The sequence below is a fragment of the Microbacterium ureisolvens genome (genome assembly GCF_019511645.1).
GTDB classification, from domain to species: domain Bacteria; phylum Actinomycetota; class Actinomycetes; order Actinomycetales; family Microbacteriaceae; genus Microbacterium; species Microbacterium ureisolvens_A.
Window position 1 is genome coordinate 20,286 of record NZ_JAEUAX010000015.1, and the last position, 16,339, is coordinate 36,624.

Sequence of the window (16,339 nt, forward strand, 5' to 3'; positions counted from 1 at the left end):
GAACGCGAGGAACTGCAGGCGTGCGAAGCACGACCGTCGCGGAGGTCGACCCGCGGCGGTGCGAGAGGCAGTGAGGGCGCGCACGTGGCGACACCGTCACGCACCAAAATGGCCGCGCACCCCGGCGCTGTCAAGAGGGCGCCGCTCCGGCGGGTCAGAGCTTGCGCAGCAGCACCGTCTCCACGGTGTGGTCGGCCGCCTTCTGCAGCACGAGGTTCGCGCGATGGCGGGTGGGCAGCACGTTCTCCTCGAGGTTCGGGAGGTTGATCGAGTTCCAGAACCCGAGGGCGCGCTCCACCGCCTCCTCGTCCGACAGCTGTGCGAAGACGTTGAAGAATGAGCTCGGGTTGCTGAACGCGGCCCGGCGCAGGGCGAGGAAGCGGTCGACGTACCACTGCGCGATGTGCGCAGCATCCGCGTCGACGTAGATCGAGAAGTCGAACAGGTCGCTGACGGCGACGTCGTTCGGGGTGGGCGGCGGCTGCAGCACGTTGAGGCCCTCGACGATGACGATGTCGGGGCGGCGCACGGTGACCACGGCGTCGGGCACGATGTCGTACCGCATGTGCGAGTAGAACGGCGCCCTCACCTCGGGCGCCCCGCTCTTGACCTCGGTGAGGAACGAGACGAGCGCGCGGCGGTCGTACGACTCGGGGAAGCCCTTGCGCTCCATGAGGCCGCGGCGCTCGAGCTCGGCGTTGGGATAGAGGAAGCCGTCGGTCGTGATGAGCTCGACGCGCGGCGTTCCCGGCCAGCGCGAGGTGAGCTCGCGCAGCAGGCGCGCGATCGTCGACTTGCCCACGGCCACCGAGCCCGCGACGCCGACGATGAATGGGGTGGTGGAGTCCGCCTCGCCGAGGAACGCGGACTCCTCTTCGCCGAGGCGCTTCGTGGACTCCGCGTACAGCGACAGCAGGCGCGACAGCGGCACGTACACCTGTGCGACCTCTGCCATGTCGAGGCGGTCGCCGAGCCCGCGGATCTGCACGATCTCGGTCTCGGTGAGCGGCTGCGTCATGCCCGACGCGAGGCGGGCCCAGTCGGCGCGGTCGATCTCGCGGTACAGCGAGAGTGCGGGGGCGACAGCGGTCGCTTCGTCGGCGGACATCGCGCCCATCGTAGTCGGTACCGTGAGAGCGATCGATGCGGCCGGCCCTGGCGAGCCGATGCCCCGACCCGTCGGGAGAACGGATCGGGGCATTGCGGTGGGGGCCGCGGCGTCAGAACGGGGTGACCACCGCGCGCCGAGTCATCGTCGCGTCGGACCGTCCGCGTCATCGCGATGGTCGAGTTCGTGCGCGGCGGCGCTGCCGGGCACGAGTCCCGCCGTCTCGGCCGCGGCCTGCACCGCGATCTCCGACGTGAGCGCCTGCTCCAGCGCCGCCTCGTACCGCCGCCGACGGCGCTTGAGCCACAGGCCGCCGATGATCAGCACGGCCAGCACGCCGTAGGCGACCGCGGCGAAGGGGTGGAGGAACAGCGACACGACGTCCCCCTGGCTCTGCTGCAGCGCCTTGCGGAGATACTCCTCGCCCATCGGGCCGAGGATCATGCCGACCACGAGGGGCGCGACGGGGTATCCGTACCGTCGCATGAAGAAGCCGAGCACGCCGATCACCAGGAGGATGAAGACATCCACCGTCTGGAAGTTCACGGCGTAGGCACCGAGCGCGGCGAACGTCATGATGCCCGCGTACAGGTACGGGCGTGGGATGCGCAGCACCTTCGCCCACATGCCGACGAGCGGCAGGTTGAGCACGATGAGCATCACATTGCCGATGTAGAGGCTCGCGATGAGCGCCCACACGAGCTCGGGCTGGTTCTCGAAGAGCCTTGGACCGGGCTGGATGCCGTAGGACTGGAAGGCGGTGAGAATGATCGCGGCCGTCGCTGTCGTCGGCAGGCCCAGCGTCAGCAGGGGCACGAGCACCCCCGCGGCGGCAGCGTTGTTCGCCGACTCAGGCCCCGCCACGCCCTCGATCGCGCCGTGGCCGAACTCGCTCTTGTGCTTCGACAGCTTCTTCTCCGTCGCATACGAGAGGAATGTCGCGACGTCGGCGCCGCCGGCGGGGATCGTGCCGATCGGGAAGCCGATGGCGGTTCCCCGGAGCCAGGGCGCCCACGATCGGCGCCAGTCGTCGCGCTTCATGGAGTGCCGCCACGAGCCTCCGACCGGGGTCACCGGGATGGAGCCGTGGCGCAGCCGCGCCGCGACGTACAGCGTCTCTCCGACGGCGAAGAGCCCGACCGCGACGAGCACGACGTCGATGCCGTCGGCGAGGGGCAGGAGACCGAGGGTGTAGCGCGCCTGGCCCGACAGCAGATCGGTGCCGATGAGGCCGATGAACAGGCCGATGCCGAGCGACGACATGCCGCGGGCGACCGACGACCCCAGCAGCGCCCCCACCGTGATGAAGGCGACCACGATCAGCGCGACGTAGTCGGCCGGCCCGAGGCTCACGGCGAACTGTGCCAGCACGGGGGCGAGGAGCGTCAGCCCGACGGTCGCGATCGTGCCGGCGATGAACGATCCGATCGCGGCGGTTGCGAGGGCGGTGGCGGCTCGTCCGAGCCGCGCCATCTTGTTGCCCTCGATGGCGGTGATGATGGATGCCGATTCACCGGGTGTGTTGAGCAGGATCGAGGTCGTCGAGCCGCCGTACATACCGCCGTAGTAGATGCCCGCGAAGGTGATGAGGGCGGCCGTCGGATCGAGCGTGTAGGTGAGAGGCAGCAGGAGGGCGACCGTCATAGCCGGTCCGATACCGGGGAGCACGCCCACCGCGGTACCGACGAGCACGCCGAGGAAGGCGAAGAGGAGGTACTGCGGCTGGAGCGCCGTCGCGAACCCCTCCAGCAGGAGCGAGATGTTGTCCATGTCCGTATCCGTCGCCTCAGATGAGGGGGCCGAGCCAGTTCAGCACGGGACCGAGCGGCAGAGAGAGTCCGAGCAGCTCCCCGAAGAGGATCTGCACGGCGAGGCCGAGGACGAATCCGATCACGAATCCGAGCCACCACCGTTTCGCGCCGAGTGCCCACGCGACGCCACCGAAGAGGAGGGTCGCCGACAGCGTCCAGCCGATGTACTCGAGCAGCAGGAGCTGGGCCACGACCAGCGCGGCGATGATCGCCAGCGTCCGCCAGTCCGTGCGCGCGTTCGGGTCGGTGTCCTCCGACTCCTCCGGTGTGCCCAGGTGTCCGCGAAGCACGCTCACCAGCACGGCCGTGCCGGCCACCAGGAGAATCAGCGAGACGAAGATCGGGAAGACCGTCGGCCCGACCCGGGCCCCGGCGGGCACGCGGATCATGAAGGCGCCGACGAGCGCGAACACGCCGAGCCCGATCACGAGGAGGGCGAAGACGAGCTCGCCCACGCGCCGCGACGAACGCGACCGGGTCGTGACAGCGAGCGACGGCTTGGTGATCGGGGGCGGGCCCCCTTCCGATCCGGAAGGGAGCCCGCTCGAGGCCGAGGTGCTCATTCCACGAGCCCGATGCTCTTCAGCGTGTCGGAGACCGAAGCGACGTTCTCGTCGAGGAAGGCGTCGAACTCCTCGCCGACGAGGAACGCGTCGGTCCAGCCGTTCTCCTCGAGGACCGCGGTCCACTCGCCGCTGTCGTGCATCTCGGTCATGAGATCGGTGAGCGCCTGAGCCTCGGCATCCGTGATGTCTCCCGGCGCGAGCACGCCCCGCCAGTTCGTCAGCACGACGTCGTAACCCTCGTCGACGAGGGTGGGGACATCAGGCAGCAGCGCGGCCGGCTCCTCGGAGCTCACGCCGAGGGCGCGCATCGAGCCGTCCTCGACGAACTCGGCGAACTCGCCGACGCCCGAGATGCCGGCATCCGCGTTGCCGCCGAGCAGCATCGTCACGGCCTCACCGCCACCGGCGTTGGGCACGTAGTTGAGCTTCTCGATGATCTCGTCGGAGTCCAGGCCCGCCTCGGTGAGGAGGAGGCCCGCGAGGATGTGGTCGGCACCGCCCGCGGAGCCGCCGGTGACCACCACGTCCTGTCCGTTCTCGGCAATGTCGTCGACCAGGTCTTCGAGCGTGTCGTAGGGCGAGTCGGCCGGCACGACCACGACGAGCGGCTCGTCGGTGAGGCGGGCGATGGGGGTCGTGTCCTCGATGCGCGTCGCCGACGCGTTCGTCTCGACGGCGCCGACCATCACCAGACCCGTGACCATGAGCGAGTAGGGGTCGCGCTCGTTGGCGAACGACGCGAGGCCGACCGTTCCGCCGGCGCCTCCCTCGTTGGTGACGGGTGCGGCGGAGACGAGCTCCTCGTCCACCAGGACGCCGCTCATGGCGCGGCCGGTCTGGTCCCATCCTCCGCCGGGGTCGGCCGGCACCAGGATGCCGACCTCTTCGATGGCGGCGGCTTCCTCCTCGCCGCCGCCGTCGCCGGCGTCCGTTCCGGACGCCGAGCAGCCGGCCAGTGCGAGGACTCCCGCGGCGATGACCGTGGGGATCGCGAATCTGCGCATTCCACTCCTCCTCGAGTGCGTACGGGGCGACGCCGCCCCGAGCTGTGTGGCCCCGACGTTAGAAGCGTCGGGCGGGGAGATCGAGGTTGCGTAAGTAATGCGGAGGTTCGGTAACTATTGGTCGCGGGCGACGGATGCCGCGGCCCTGCCCCCACCCGGACGCCCGACCTACACTGGCCCCGTGACGCCGATGTCGCTCAAGGTGCAGCTCCTGCTTCTGCAGGCGGTCATCGTGTGCCTGGCGACCTTGATCACCGGCGTCATCGCGGTGACGCTCCAGGAGCGCGCGATCCGCACCTCGTACCAGGACCGCATGATCGCGGTCGCGCAGTCGGTCGCGCGGCAGCAGGTGATCCTTGACGCTCTCGACGACGCAGACCCCGCGGCGGTGATTCAACCGGTCGCCGAGCTCATCCGTCAGGCGTCCGATGTCACCTACGTCGTGGTGACGGATGCCGATGGGATCCGCTTGTCGCACCCGGATCCGGATCGGATCGGCGAACCGGTGTCGACCGATCCGTCGGTCCCCTTGTCGGGCGAGACCTTCGTGGGCACGCAGGAGGGCACCCTCGGTGTCTCGTGGCGGGTGAAGGTGCCGATCTTCGCGGACGTCGACGGCGGCGATGTCGTGGGAACCGTGTCGGTCGGCATCCTGGAATCCGAGATCAGCGCCCAGTTCCTCTCGCAGGTGCCGTGGCTGCTCGTGGCGATGGGCGCCTCGGCGGTGATCGGCGTGTTCGGTGCGGCGTGGGTGACCTCGGTGGTGCGAAAGCGCATCTTCCGGCTGGAGCCGGGCGAGATCGCGACACTGGTCGAACAGCGCGAGACGGTGCTGCACCGCATCGGCGAGGGCATCATCACCGTGGATGAGCACGGCGTGATCACGACAGCCAACGACGCGGCCGCGCGACTGCTCGGTGACGACGACCTGGTCGGCCGCACCGCCGACGAGGCACTGGAGCCCGCCGTCGCCGACGTTCTGCGGCGCGGCGAACCCGACGGCGCCCTCGTGCTCGTGGGCGAACGGGTGCTGATCGCGCGCAGCACCGGCACCGTCGTCGATGGCGAGGCGACGGCCGCGACGCTCCTGCTGCGCGACCACACGGAACTGCATCAGGCGCTGCGCGAGATGGACGGCGCGCAGTCGCTGACCGACGGGCTGCGGGCGCAGGCGCACGAGTTCGCCAACACCATGCACGTGCTGTCGGGTCTGCTGGAGCTCGGACTCGTCGATGACGCCCGCGAGTTCATCGCCGGATCCAGCCCCGGCGGCGCCATGGGCGACGGAGAGACGAGGCCCGTCCTCGGCCAGTTCGAGTTGTCGGCCCTGCTCGCGGTGAAGACCGCCCAGGCACGCGAGGTCGGCATCACGCTCGAGGTGCGGCGGCGCCCCGGAGACGCCGACGATGTCCCGCGCCTCTCGGAGGACGTCGGCCACGACCTCGTCACGATCGTCGGCAACCTCGTGGACAACGCCGTCGAGGCCTGCGGCCTCGGCGACCGCGTCGAGGTGTGCGCGCGGATGGACGACGGCATGATCGTGGTCGCCGTCGACGACAGCGGCCCGGGGGTTCCCGAGGATGAGCGCGCCCGCATCTTCGTGGAGGGCGTGAGCTCGAAGGCACCGGCCGGCGCGCGGGGTCCTCATCGCCGCGGAATCGGGCTCGCACTCGTGCGCCGCGTGGTGCGACGCCGGCGCGGCGACGTCTCCGTCACGGATTCGCCGCTCGGCGGCGCGCGCTTCGTCGTGCGCCTGCCGATCGATGCCCCCTCCCCCACGACGAGCGCACACGAGGCGGTGCCGGCGTGAGCGCGGCGATGAGAGTGGTCGTCGTCGACGACGAGCCGGCCGTCGCCCGGCTGCACACCCGATTCGTGTCGGCTTACGACGGGTGCGAGGTGGTCGCCGTCGCGAGCACCGGCCCCGAGGCCATCGCCACCGTGCAGGAACTGGAGCCCGACCTCGTGCTCCTCGACCTGCACCTGCCCGGCTGCTCCGGGCTGGACGTCCTGCGGGCCGTGCGCGCCGGAAGCGGTCATCAGCCCGAGTTCATCGCCGTGACCGCCGCGAGGGACTTCGACAGCGTGCGGGTCGCGCGCCTCGCCGGCGTTCGCCACTACCTCGTGAAGCCGTTCTCCGCGCAAGACCTCTACACGCGCATCGACGACGTCGTGAGGGACTTCGCGGCGGCGACCGCCCCGGCCACCGCCCTCGATCAGGACGACATCGACTCGCTCATCGGCGGCGGGCCGGCCTCGACGGTCCTCCCCAAGGGCCTGAGCGTCGAGACCCTCGCCGCGGTGCGGGACGCCCTCTCGTCCGCGCCCTGGTCGTCGGCCGCCGACATCGCCGCGGCGGTCGGCATCTCGCGCGTCACCAGTCGCCGGTATCTGGAGCACCTCGCGCAGACGGGCGCCGCCGCCCGGCGGCTGGACTATGCGACGGCGGGCCGCCCGAGCACCCTCTACGCGCCCCGCTAACCTGAACCCGTGCGCCTCGGAGTTCTCGACATCGGCTCGAACACCGTCCACCTGCTGGTCGCCGACGTCCGTCCCGGCGGCCGGCCTCTCGCCACGACGAGCCAGCGCACGGTGCTGCGCCTCATGCGCTACCTCGCGCCCGACGGCTCGATCACCGAGGAGGGCGTCACGGCGCTCGTCGCCGCGGTGGCGGAGGCGCGCAAGATCGCGGCGTCCGAGCGGGTCGACGAGCTCCTCGCGACGGCCACGAGCGCCGTGCGCGAGGCGAAGAACGGTCCCGAAGTCATCGCGCTCATCGAGGAGGCGCTCGGGCAGCCGCTCCAGGTGCTGGGCGGCGAGACCGAGGCGCGGTACACGTTTCTCGCTGTGCGTCGCTGGTTCGGGTGGGCGGCGGGGCAGATCCTGCTCTTCGACATCGGGGGCGGGTCGCTCGAGATCGCGGCCGGAGCCGACGAACTGCCCGAGCAGGCAGCATCCGTCCCCCTCGGCGCGGGGCGCATGACGGTGCAGTTCCTTCCCGACGACCCGCCCGGTGAAGCGGCGGTCGAGAAGCTGCGCGACCACGCGCGCAAGACCCTCGCCCCGGTCGCCAAGTCGTTCGGCAAGCTGCCGTCGCCCGACCACGTCGTCGGCTCGTCGAAGGCGATCCGGTCGCTCGCGAAGCTGGTCGGCTATCCGGTTCCGGGTTGGTCGGGGATCGAACGGATGCTGCTTCCCCGCGCCTCCCTCGGCTCGTGGATCCCGCGCCTGGCCCGCATTCCCGCGTCGGCGCGGCAGGAGCTGCCCGGCATCACTCCCGACCGCACGTTCCAGATCGTCGCCGGCGCCGTCGTGCTGCACGAGGCGATGCGCGCGATGGACGTGGACGAGCTCGAGGTCTCGCCGTGGGCCCTGCGCGAAGGGGTGCTGCTGCGCTACATCGAGTCGCTCAGCTGGAGCGCGCCGAGCGCCTGACCCCGGCCGCGCTTCGGCGAGCGCCGCGCCTCGATCGCCTCGGCGGCGTCACGTGTCGATCGCCTCGGTGTACGCGGTGTAGATGCCGTAGACCGCGATCCCGGCGAGATGCCACTCGCGGGGTCCTTCCGGACCGAGGGCGGCGACGCGGGGCGCGTCGACCATCGCCGGGTTGATGCGACGGTGGTCGCTCATGCCGTCGACCATCGCCATGATGGCCACGGCAAGGTCACGCTCGTCCACGCCCTCTCGCATGCGCAGCCCGAACGCTCCGTTGAGCGCCCGGTACGTCTCGGCCATGCGGCTCAGGTACCGGTCCTCGATCTCCGACAGCAGCGCACGCACCTCCTCGCCGCCGGGCACGGCATCGCCGCTGGAGAGCGCGGCCGACATCGCCCGGTAGGCCCGGAACGCCACGGTGTGCTCGACGGCGGTCATGTTGTGCGCCACGGTGACGCGGAGCGCCTCGCGGAGCGCCATCTGCCGCCCCTCCGGAGTGCTCATCGCCTGCGGGTCGCCGGCCACCGCCTGCTCCAGGTGCTGGAGCGTCTCGCCGTCGAACCCGCTGTCGAAGCCCGGGTCGGCTTCGAACAGTGTGCGCACGAGGTCGGCGACGAAGGCCACGCGGTCGGGCCAGATGCGGAACACGGTCGAGCGCGGCACTCCGGCGGTGCGGATCAGATCCTCGAGCTCGATGTTGGCGTAGTCGAGCAGCAGACCCTCTTCTTTGACGCGCTCGACGGCGACCGCGAGCATGAGCGCGCGGGTTTGTGCCGCGGGCCGCCGCGATCGGGATTCGGGTTGCTCCACCCCTTGATTATCGCCCCCTGCGCGCTGTCCGGTAGGCCCCCTCGCCCCCGGCAGAAACTCGCGGTGCCGGGTCCCCAGAACCCGGCACCGACCAGATCGAACGCGACGGCATGGGGCCGCCGGCAAGATCGTTGTGCACAAGCCCCCCGACTCGTGCACGCATTCCACCCTAGAGACTCGAAGTCTCATATCTCAAGTCCGGGTGAGAGTCGTCCGTCATGCGGCCCACGTCAATCCGAAAGCACGACCTGATCGACCATGAGGTGGCCCCATTGTCCGGTCGCGTCATCGAGGATCTGGAACTGCGCCGTGCGTCCGGCGAGGTCGCGCAGATCCCACTGCAGGTGGCGCAGATCCGCCGAGTCCGCGCCGGTCGTGGTGCGGACCGGCTGCCCGTCGACGAGCAGCTGCACCGAGGTGGCGGGTTCCGCGCCGAGCGGGTGATCGCCGCCGCCGATGAGGAAGTGGAGGAAGTTCCTGTCGATCGTGAACGACGGTGAGGTGATCGTGCCCGTGGCCGGGTCTCCCCCGCCCACGAACGTGTCGGCGAGTCGCGCGCCCACCTGTCCGGGCAGGTCGGTCGCGGTCGGTCCCCCGCCGATGAAGCTGCCTGTCGCGGTCCAGCCCTGCCCCCACGAGTCGCCCTCGAAGTCCGCGATCACGCGCGCGGGCCGCTGCACGACGCTGCCGAACTCGGTGATCGTGAGATCGTGGAACACAGCCGGGCCGCCCGAGGAGTACAGAGCGACGCCCTGGTCACCGGGGGGCGCGAAGACCTGGCTCGAGTGGACGAATTTCCCGTCGTCGACGAACACCTCGACCGTGGTGCGGTCGACGAGGATGCGCAGATGCACCGTGTCGGCACCGCCGTCGAAGGGCGTGCGGCTCTCGGTCTTCCAGGTGCCGGCCGGGTAGCCGGTCTGACCGCGGTTCAGGTAGGCGTACGTGCCGGTCACGCCGACGTCGGCGTGACGTGTCCCGTCAGCGGAGCGTCGCAGCTGCAGCCCGATGTTGGTAGCGGCCTCCCATGTCACGTCCGCCTCGACCTGGTATGCGTCGCCCTCGTAGGCGAGCGGCAGGACTCCGTCCACGGCCACGTCGCCGAGCTCTGTCCGCGCCGTCGCGATGTCGGCGAGGGCCGCCACCGGCTGCGACACCAGGCCGTACGTCGCGCCATATCTCTTGAGACGGATCTCGCGGGTGATCGAGTCCGTGCCGTTGAAGCCGTCGGCCGGCCATGTGGGGGTCGAGTGCGCGTAGTCCCAGTTGTTCATCCAGCCCACGGCGTAGCGGCGGTCCAACGGCGCGGCGGGATCCTCCCACGTCACCGCGCCGTACCAGTCGAACCCGTGGTCGAGCCACTGCGGGGCGCTCTGGTCGAACGTGAACGACGTGCCGTCGAACGCGCCCGTCCAATACGCGAAGGTCGCGGGCTCCCCGGTCGCGTAGCCGTTCGCGCTGACGCCGAACACCCACTTCGTGGTGCCGTCGTCGGCACGGATCCGGAACAGGTCAGGGCACTCGATCGTGCCGATGCCGGCGTTCACGTACTCCCAGGTGCGCGTCCACGTCTTCAGGTCGGGCGAGGTGTAGAAGCTCACGCGGTCGCGCTCCGCGATCAGTGCCACCCATCGGCCGCGCTCGGCATCCCATACGACTTTCGGATCGCGGAAATCCGCGCGGCCGCCGTTCTCGATCACCGGCTGGTCGCCGTAGGGACGGAAGTTGCGGCCACCGTCGGTCGAGTACCACAGGAACTGCGCCTGCGGGCCGGAGGCGTTCGCCTGCTGGGCGAGCGTGGGATGGTCCATCTGCGTGACGAGCATCACCACGGCGCCGGCACCGAAGCCCGCGGTGTTCGCCTCATCGACCACGGTCGACCCCGACCAGAGGTCGTAGTTCGCATTGGTCTTCTTCGGCGCGGCGATCCCCTGATCGGCGAACACGACGCCGTCGTACGAGGTCGCGAGCCGCCACTCGGTGCCGAAGTTCGCCGTCGGGTCCGCGTTGTAGTCGCTGTTGTAGAGGTAGTAGTAGTGGAACTTGCCGTCCACGAAGATGGGCCGCTGCGGGTTGTTCTTCCAATGGTCGGGCACCGTGAAGTGGTATTGGGCCCGGTAATCGTCGGCGGAATCGGCGGCCGCCGGGTCATCCCCGACGCCCACCGCCGCACCTGTCCCGACCCCCACCGCGATCACAAGCGCCACCGCCGTCAGACGCGCAGGGCGTCGCTTCGAAACTGACATCGTCGTCATCCTTCTTTCGCGCGGACCTGGCACGCCGAAGCGGGAGGAGGCCGGGGCTCGTCCGCGAAGCCCCGGCCTCGAGGATCAGGCGGAGGCGCCGACCCTCTCACGGCGGACGAGCCGATCGCCTTCCCACCGCACCGGCATCGGATCGGTGACACCGCCCTGGAACCGGCCGTCCTCGCCGATGTTGCGGAAGGCGAAGAGCAGCCACTCGCCGTCCGACCTGCGCTGCAGCAGGCGCCCGACGTAGAGGCGCTCGTCGGTCAGCGGGTACGCGGTGTCGATGTCGAACGGTCCGAGGAGGCTCTCCGCCGGCACGGCCCACGTACCGGCGGCCGCGGCGCGCCGGGATGCGGTGCTCTGCTCCTTGAGGCAGGAGAAGAGGAGCACCGGGCGCCCGTCGACGATCTCGGCCTGCAGCACCTCCAGCTGCCCGAACCCGTCGGCGGTCGGCGCACTGAGCGGTTCTCGCAGCTCCCAGGTGCGCAGGTCGGCCGACCAGGCGTGACCGACGACGCCCCGGCCGTCGACCGGGCCCTCCGGCGCCCGGGCGGTGATGAGCATGTGCCAGCCGTTCCCGTCCGGGTCGGCGAACACCCACGGGTCGCGGAACGCCTCGTCGTGCCATGCACCGCTCGAGAGCTTCTCGTACCAGGGCCCAGTGGCTTCGAGCACCGGCGCGCCCGCCTTCGTCCATGTGAACAGATCCGTCGAGGTGGCGTAGCCGATCCGCTGGACGTTCTTCCCGTCGGCGGCGAGCGTCGCGCCGGTGTAGAACATGAACCACGTCCCGTCCGGGTGGCGCACCACCGACCCGGTCCACGTGGCGAGCTCGTCGAAGGCGGGGGCGTCGCTGCGCACCAGCGCATCGGCGACCTGCGTCCACTCGACGAGGTCGGTCGAGACCGCGTGCCCGACGGAGGCTCGGTAGTGGCGCGCTTCGGGATCGTGCAGGGCACGCGAGGCGTAGAGGAAGAAGAGGTGGTAGCGCTCGCCGTCGTCGGCGAACCAGTAGTCCCATACCCAGGAGTCGGGGAGGTCGAACACGAGAGTTCCTTCAAGGGTCGAGCGCGGTGGATCGCGCGAGGTGTGCCCCTTCGCCCGGCGGGCGGAGGGTGCGGATCTGAGCTGCGGTGGCTACCAGGCGGCGGCGTGCGTCACCGGCGGTGCGGCGAGCTCGACACGACGCGGCGGATCGGCGCCGGGCCGCGACACGGTGATCGCCGCGGCGAGCGCCGATCGCTCGAGGAGCGCTTCGATATCGGAGGAACGGATGCTGCGCCCCGACCCCTCGAGCCACGCCCGCAGTCCGTCGCTGCCGACGATGCTGTCGATGAGCACCCCCATGAACGTGTCGCCGGCGCCGACCGTGTCGACCACGTCGACCACGACGGCTGGCACGGCGACCTCGCCGTCGGCGGTCACGCCGATCGCACCGTCCGAACCGAGGGTGACCACGACGAGCCGAGGCCCGCGCGTGGCCCACTCCCGGGCCGTCTCTACGACATCGCGCCCCGGGTGCAGCCACCGGAGGTCTTCGTCGCTCGCCTTCACCACGTCGGCGAGCTCGACCAGCTCGGCGATGCGTCGCCGGACACGGTCCGGGTCATCCACGAGCGACGGCCGGATGTTGGGGTCGTACGTCACGATCGCGCGCCCGCGCACGGATCGCACGAGATGCGCGACGTCGGCCGCGCCCGGTTCGAGCACCGCACCGACCGAGCCGATGTGCACGACGTCGGCGCCGCTCACGAGGCGCTCGAGGCGGGCGATGCCTTCTCCGAGGTCCCATTCGAGATCGAACTCGTACGACGCGGCGCCGCTCGCATCCAGGTGGGCGGCGGCCGTCGACGTGCGTGGCGACGCGACGGCCACCACCTCGACGCCGGACTCCTCGAGCCACCGTCGCACACGGCCGCCCCGGTCGTCCCCGGCCAGGCGGGTGATCAGCGTCGGGTGCCGACCGAGCCTCCCCAACGTCAGGGCGGTGTTCGCCGGACTGCCGCCGGGAGTCTCCTCGACGACGCCGTCCGCACGGTGGACGATGTCGACGAGGGACTCTCCCACGACGACGAGGCGCAGCATCCGTTCGCTCATCCCTTCACCCCGCTCGCGGCGATGCTGCTGACGAACGCCCGTTGGAAGATCAGGAAGACGATGAGCACCGGGATCGTGATGAGAGAGGTGTAGGCCATCACCTCGCCCCACGCGGTGTTCAGCTGGAAGAAGTACTGCACACCCACCATGACCGGGCGCAGCTCCTCCTTCTGCACGACCATGAGCGGCCAGAGGTACTGGTTCCACGCCGGCAGGAAGGTGAGGATCGCCACGGTCGCGAAGGCGGGGCCCGAGAGCGGCACGAGGATGCGCCGGTAGATCGTGAACCAGCTCGCCCCGTCGATGCGGGCGGCCTCGTCGAGCGACTTGGGGATCGTGGAGAAGTACTGCGTGAAGAGGAAGATCGAGAACGCGTTCGCGATGAACGGCACGATCTGCACCTGGTAGGTGTTGAGCCAGCCGAAGTCGTACTTCAGCACGCCGCCTTCCATCACCAGCGTCGGCAGCTGCGCGACCCAGTACACCATCGGCACCGCGATCGTCTCGAAGGGCACGATCAGGGTCGCGATGATGATCGCGAGCACGATGATGCGGCCCTTCCATGCGAGACGCGAGAGGGCGAAGCCCGCCATCGAGTTCACGATCAGCCCGAGCCCGACGGTGAGCACCGTCACGAGCACGGAGTTGAACATGAACTGCGCGACAGGCACGCGGTCGAACACCCCGAAGTAGTTGTCGAGGCTGATGTCGCCGACGGGGAGGAACGCCGCGGCGGAGTCGATGTCCTGCAGGATCTGGCTGTCGGGCTTGAGGCTCGACACGAACATGAAGACCAGCGGGAACAGGAAGACGATCCCGAACAGCGACAGGGCGAGGTAGAGGAAGACGCGGCCCCAGCGGCGCTGGGCGCGGGCACTGCGCGCAGGAGGCAGTGAGGGCGCCGCGCGGCGGGATTCGCTCGGTGCCGTGGTGAGGGTTCTGGTGGCGGTCACGTCAGTCCTTCTCTCGTGTGAGCCGGCGCTGGATGAGCGCGATGACGAGGACCGCGACGAAGAAGATCAGGGAGATCGCCGCGGCGTAGCCGATCTCCTGCTGCGCATACCCCTTGCGCACGGCGTGGAAGACGATGGTGGAGGTCGAGTTCACCGGTCCGCCCTGGGTCATGACGCTGATCTGCACGAACAGTCCGAGCGCGGCGATGGTGATGGTGACGAGGACGAAGACCATGGTGGGCCGAAGGCCCGGCCAGGTCACGCTCGTGAACTGACGCCACGGGCTCGCGCCGTCCATCTTCGCGGCCTCGTAGAGCTCCTCGGGGATCGTCTGGAGCCCCGCGAGCCAGATGATCATGTGGAAGCCGACGGCCTGCCAGATCGACATCACGATGATCGCGCCGAGCGCCGTGTTCGGGTCGTTGAGCCAGTCGGCGCCCTGCCATGCTCCGAAGGTGAGGGTGTCGATCATCGAGTTGATGAGGCCGTCGTTCTGATACATGAACTTCCACAGGATCGAGACCACGACGATCGAGGTCACGACCGGGATGAAGAAGATCACGCGGAAGGCCGTGATGCCGCGCATCCGGCGGTTGACGAGCACGGCCAGCAGCAGCCCGATACCCGCCTGCACCGGCACGACCACGAGAGCGAAGACGGCGGTGTTCCCGACCGACTGCAGGAAGACCGGGTCGGCGGTGAAGGCCCGGATGAAGTTGTCGAAGCCGACGAAGCGCGGCGGGTTCGGCGAGATGAGCCGCGCGTTCGTGAACGACAGCGTGAACGCGAGGATCACCGGGATGATGAGGAACAGCACGAGGAGGATGCCCGCGGGGGCGATCATCCCCAGGCCGGCCCACGTCTCGCGGCCCTTGATGGAGCGGAAGCGACGGTAGGCGCGCCGAGGCTCTTCGGCGGCGACCGTCGGAGGAGTGACAGTCATGACAGATCTCTCGGGGAGTGCGCCGGCGAGGGCGTGTGCCCTCGCCGGCGCGATGGATCACTGGAAGCCGTAGCCGTCGTTCGACTCGATGTTGGCGTCAATCTCCGACACCGCCTGATCGAGCGTCTGCTGCACGTCGGCGCCGTTCATGATGTCTTTCGCCGCCGTCTCGAACGTCGTCGAGATGACCGCGTACGCGGGCGTCTCGGGGCGCAGCACCGCGTACTCCTGCGAGAACTCGACGAACGGACGCAGGGCGCCGTCCTGGCCGAAGTACTTCGACGCCTCGGCCGCGGCCTCCGTTGCGGGGATCACGACCTGCTTGTCGGCGAACTCGGTGAGGTACTTGTCCTGGAAGCTGAACTCGAGGTAGGCGCGGGCACCGTCCGCGTCGTTGCACGACGAGGAGATCCCCCACTGCCACGAGCCGCCGCCGATCTTCGGGCCGTTGCCCAGGTCCGGCGGGGGCAGGATCAGCAGGTCGTCGCCCACCTCGTCGAGCGCGGTCACAGCGTTCCAGACGCCGGTGTAGCTGAGCGCCACCTCGTCGTCGATGAACTCCTGGTTGCCGATCGTGCCGCTGTTGTTCGCGTAGCCGTCGGCGAAGAGGCCCTGGAACCACTCGCCCCACGCGACCGCGTCGGGGCCGTTCAGGGCGCCGTCGGCCGTGAGCATCGTGGAACGGTCGATCAGGTCGCCGCCGAAGCTCTGCAGGAACGGCGAGTAGGCGTAGGGCCACCACTCGCCCTTGTCCTCGGCGCCGATGTCGATCGGCGTGTCGTAACCGGCGGACTTCAGCGTGGCCAGAACGTCGGCGAACTCGTCCTTCGTCCACGGCTCGGCGACCGTCGGGATGCGGATGCCGTTCGCCTCGAGCACCGACTTGCGGGCGAAGATGCTGAGCGCCGCATCCCAGTATCCGGCCGAGTAGATCTCGTCCTCCCACACGCCGACGGCGGTGGGAAGGAGGGCGTCGGTGATGTCGGTGGAGATGCCGAGCGGCTGCAGGTAGCCGGCCCAGGCCCAGTTGGGCATGATCGGGCCGTCGAGGTCGAGAAGACAGGGAAGATCACCGGAGGCTGCGGCCGCGACGATCGCGTCGTTGTAGGCGCCCTGCGGGAACGACTCGTGCACGACCTCGTAGTCGTCCTGCGACGCGTTGAAGTCGGAGATGATCTGCTCGTAGACCTCGAGCTCGGCCGGGTTGCCCGCCGAGTGGGTCCACATCGTCAACTGGGTGCGGCCGTCCGCGGTGGTGCTGTCACCTTGGCCGGCCTGCCCGCATCCGGTCAGGGCGATCGCCGTGACCAGGCCCGCGGACACGAGGATCGGGGTCCTTGTGCGCATTGTTGTGGTTTCCTTT

At 69.7% G+C, this 16,339-nt stretch carries 14 protein-coding genes; 3 read left to right on the forward strand and 11 right to left on the reverse strand.

The genetic code is table 11. The features are described from left to right. Positions 1-154 precede the first annotated feature (154 nt). From coaA to JNB61_RS18170, 4 genes are all read right to left on the reverse strand, one after another. Entirely contained in the window at positions 155-1,108 is a 954-nt protein-coding gene (gene coaA, locus JNB61_RS18155; protein WP_159846592.1) for a type I pantothenate kinase, read from the reverse strand. Positions 1,109-1,249: 141 nt separating this feature from the next. Further along, entirely contained in the window at positions 1,250-2,878 is a 1,629-nt protein-coding gene (locus tag JNB61_RS18160; RefSeq protein WP_220288301.1) for a tripartite tricarboxylate transporter permease, read from the reverse strand. Between the two features lie 16 nt (positions 2,879-2,894). Further along, the gene (locus JNB61_RS18165; RefSeq protein ID WP_220340554.1) at positions 2,895-3,482 is read right to left on the reverse strand and encodes a tripartite tricarboxylate transporter TctB family protein; all 588 of its coding nucleotides are present in this window, start codon (positions 3,480-3,482) and stop codon (positions 2,895-2,897) included. Further along, the gene (locus JNB61_RS18170) at positions 3,479-4,489 is read right to left on the reverse strand and encodes a Bug family tripartite tricarboxylate transporter substrate binding protein (protein ID WP_220340555.1); all 1,011 of its coding nucleotides are present in this window, start codon (positions 4,487-4,489) and stop codon (positions 3,479-3,481) included. The genes JNB61_RS18165 and JNB61_RS18170 overlap by 4 nt, the downstream gene beginning before the upstream one ends. A 190-nt stretch (positions 4,490-4,679) precedes the next feature. Between JNB61_RS18170 and JNB61_RS18175 the strand changes: the two genes are divergently transcribed. From JNB61_RS18175 to JNB61_RS18185, 3 genes are read left to right on the forward strand one after another with little or no spacing between them, the layout of a single operon-like run. Beyond that, the gene (locus JNB61_RS18175) at positions 4,680-6,299 is read left to right on the forward strand and encodes an ATP-binding protein (protein ID WP_220340584.1); all 1,620 of its coding nucleotides are present in this window, start codon (positions 4,680-4,682) and stop codon (positions 6,297-6,299) included. Then, complete coding sequence (locus tag JNB61_RS18180) at positions 6,296-6,970, forward strand: response regulator (RefSeq protein ID WP_308289103.1); 675 nt, start codon at positions 6,296-6,298, stop codon at positions 6,968-6,970. Before JNB61_RS18175 ends, JNB61_RS18180 begins: the two co-directional genes overlap by 4 nt. A gap of 9 nt (positions 6,971-6,979) precedes the next feature. Then, positions 6,980-7,924, forward strand: coding sequence for a Ppx/GppA phosphatase family protein (locus JNB61_RS18185; protein WP_220288298.1), 945 nt, complete (start codon positions 6,980-6,982; stop codon positions 7,922-7,924). A gap of 48 nt (positions 7,925-7,972) precedes the next feature. Here the strand turns inward: JNB61_RS18185 and JNB61_RS18190 are convergent, their stop codons facing one another. The 7 genes from JNB61_RS18190 to JNB61_RS18220 all read right to left on the reverse strand — a co-directional run bounded on the left by JNB61_RS18190 (position 7,973) and on the right by JNB61_RS18220 (position 16,323). After that, positions 7,973-8,734 (reverse strand): TetR/AcrR family transcriptional regulator, encoded by a 762-nt coding sequence (locus JNB61_RS18190; protein WP_308289102.1) that lies wholly within the window; start codon positions 8,732-8,734, stop codon positions 7,973-7,975. A gap of 230 nt (positions 8,735-8,964) precedes the next feature. Continuing rightward, on the reverse strand, positions 8,965-10,980 hold the full coding sequence (locus JNB61_RS18195; RefSeq protein WP_220340556.1) for a glycoside hydrolase family 32 protein: 2,016 nt from the start codon (positions 10,978-10,980) through the stop codon (positions 8,965-8,967). 84 nt (positions 10,981-11,064) lie between these two features. Beyond that, on the reverse strand, positions 11,065-12,030 hold the full coding sequence (locus JNB61_RS18200; RefSeq protein ID WP_220288297.1) for a family 43 glycosylhydrolase: 966 nt from the start codon (positions 12,028-12,030) through the stop codon (positions 11,065-11,067). A 90-nt stretch (positions 12,031-12,120) separates the two neighbouring features. Further along, complete coding sequence (locus JNB61_RS18205) at positions 12,121-13,080, reverse strand: carbohydrate kinase family protein (protein ID WP_223214959.1); 960 nt, start codon at positions 13,078-13,080, stop codon at positions 12,121-12,123. Continuing rightward, on the reverse strand, positions 13,077-14,033 hold the full coding sequence (locus JNB61_RS18210) for a carbohydrate ABC transporter permease (RefSeq protein ID WP_220288296.1): 957 nt from the start codon (positions 14,031-14,033) through the stop codon (positions 13,077-13,079). The genes JNB61_RS18205 and JNB61_RS18210 overlap by 4 nt, the downstream gene beginning before the upstream one ends. A gap of 1 nt (position 14,034) precedes the next feature. Further along, positions 14,035-14,976, reverse strand: coding sequence for a carbohydrate ABC transporter permease (locus JNB61_RS18215; protein WP_159846604.1), 942 nt, complete (start codon positions 14,974-14,976; stop codon positions 14,035-14,037). A gap of 57 nt (positions 14,977-15,033) precedes the next feature. After that, the gene (locus JNB61_RS18220) at positions 15,034-16,323 is read right to left on the reverse strand and encodes a sugar ABC transporter substrate-binding protein (protein ID WP_220340557.1); all 1,290 of its coding nucleotides are present in this window, start codon (positions 16,321-16,323) and stop codon (positions 15,034-15,036) included. Positions 16,324-16,339 lie beyond the last annotated feature (16 nt).

Coding starts and splice junctions, on each gene's coding strand:
- JNB61_RS18215 (WP_159846604.1), bottom strand. CDS start 14,976: ATGACTGTCACTCCTCCGACGGTCGCCGCCGAAGAGCCTCGGCGCGCC.
- JNB61_RS18165 (WP_220340554.1), bottom strand. CDS start 3,482: ATGAGCACCTCGGCCTCGAGCGGGCTCCCTTCCGGATCGGAAGGGGGC.
- coaA (WP_159846592.1), bottom strand. CDS start 1,108: ATGTCCGCCGACGAAGCGACCGCTGTCGCCCCCGCACTCTCGCTGTAC.
- JNB61_RS18205 (WP_223214959.1), bottom strand. CDS start 13,080: ATGAGCGAACGGATGCTGCGCCTCGTCGTCGTGGGAGAGTCCCTCGTC.
- JNB61_RS18175 (WP_220340584.1), top strand. CDS start 4,680: ATGTCGCTCAAGGTGCAGCTCCTGCTTCTGCAGGCGGTCATCGTGTGC.
- JNB61_RS18170 (WP_220340555.1), bottom strand. CDS start 4,489: ATGCGCAGATTCGCGATCCCCACGGTCATCGCCGCGGGAGTCCTCGCA.
- JNB61_RS18195 (WP_220340556.1), bottom strand. CDS start 10,980: ATGTCAGTTTCGAAGCGACGCCCTGCGCGTCTGACGGCGGTGGCGCTT.
- JNB61_RS18160 (WP_220288301.1), bottom strand. CDS start 2,878: ATGGACAACATCTCGCTCCTGCTGGAGGGGTTCGCGACGGCGCTCCAG.
- JNB61_RS18220 (WP_220340557.1), bottom strand. CDS start 16,323: ATGCGCACAAGGACCCCGATCCTCGTGTCCGCGGGCCTGGTCACGGCG.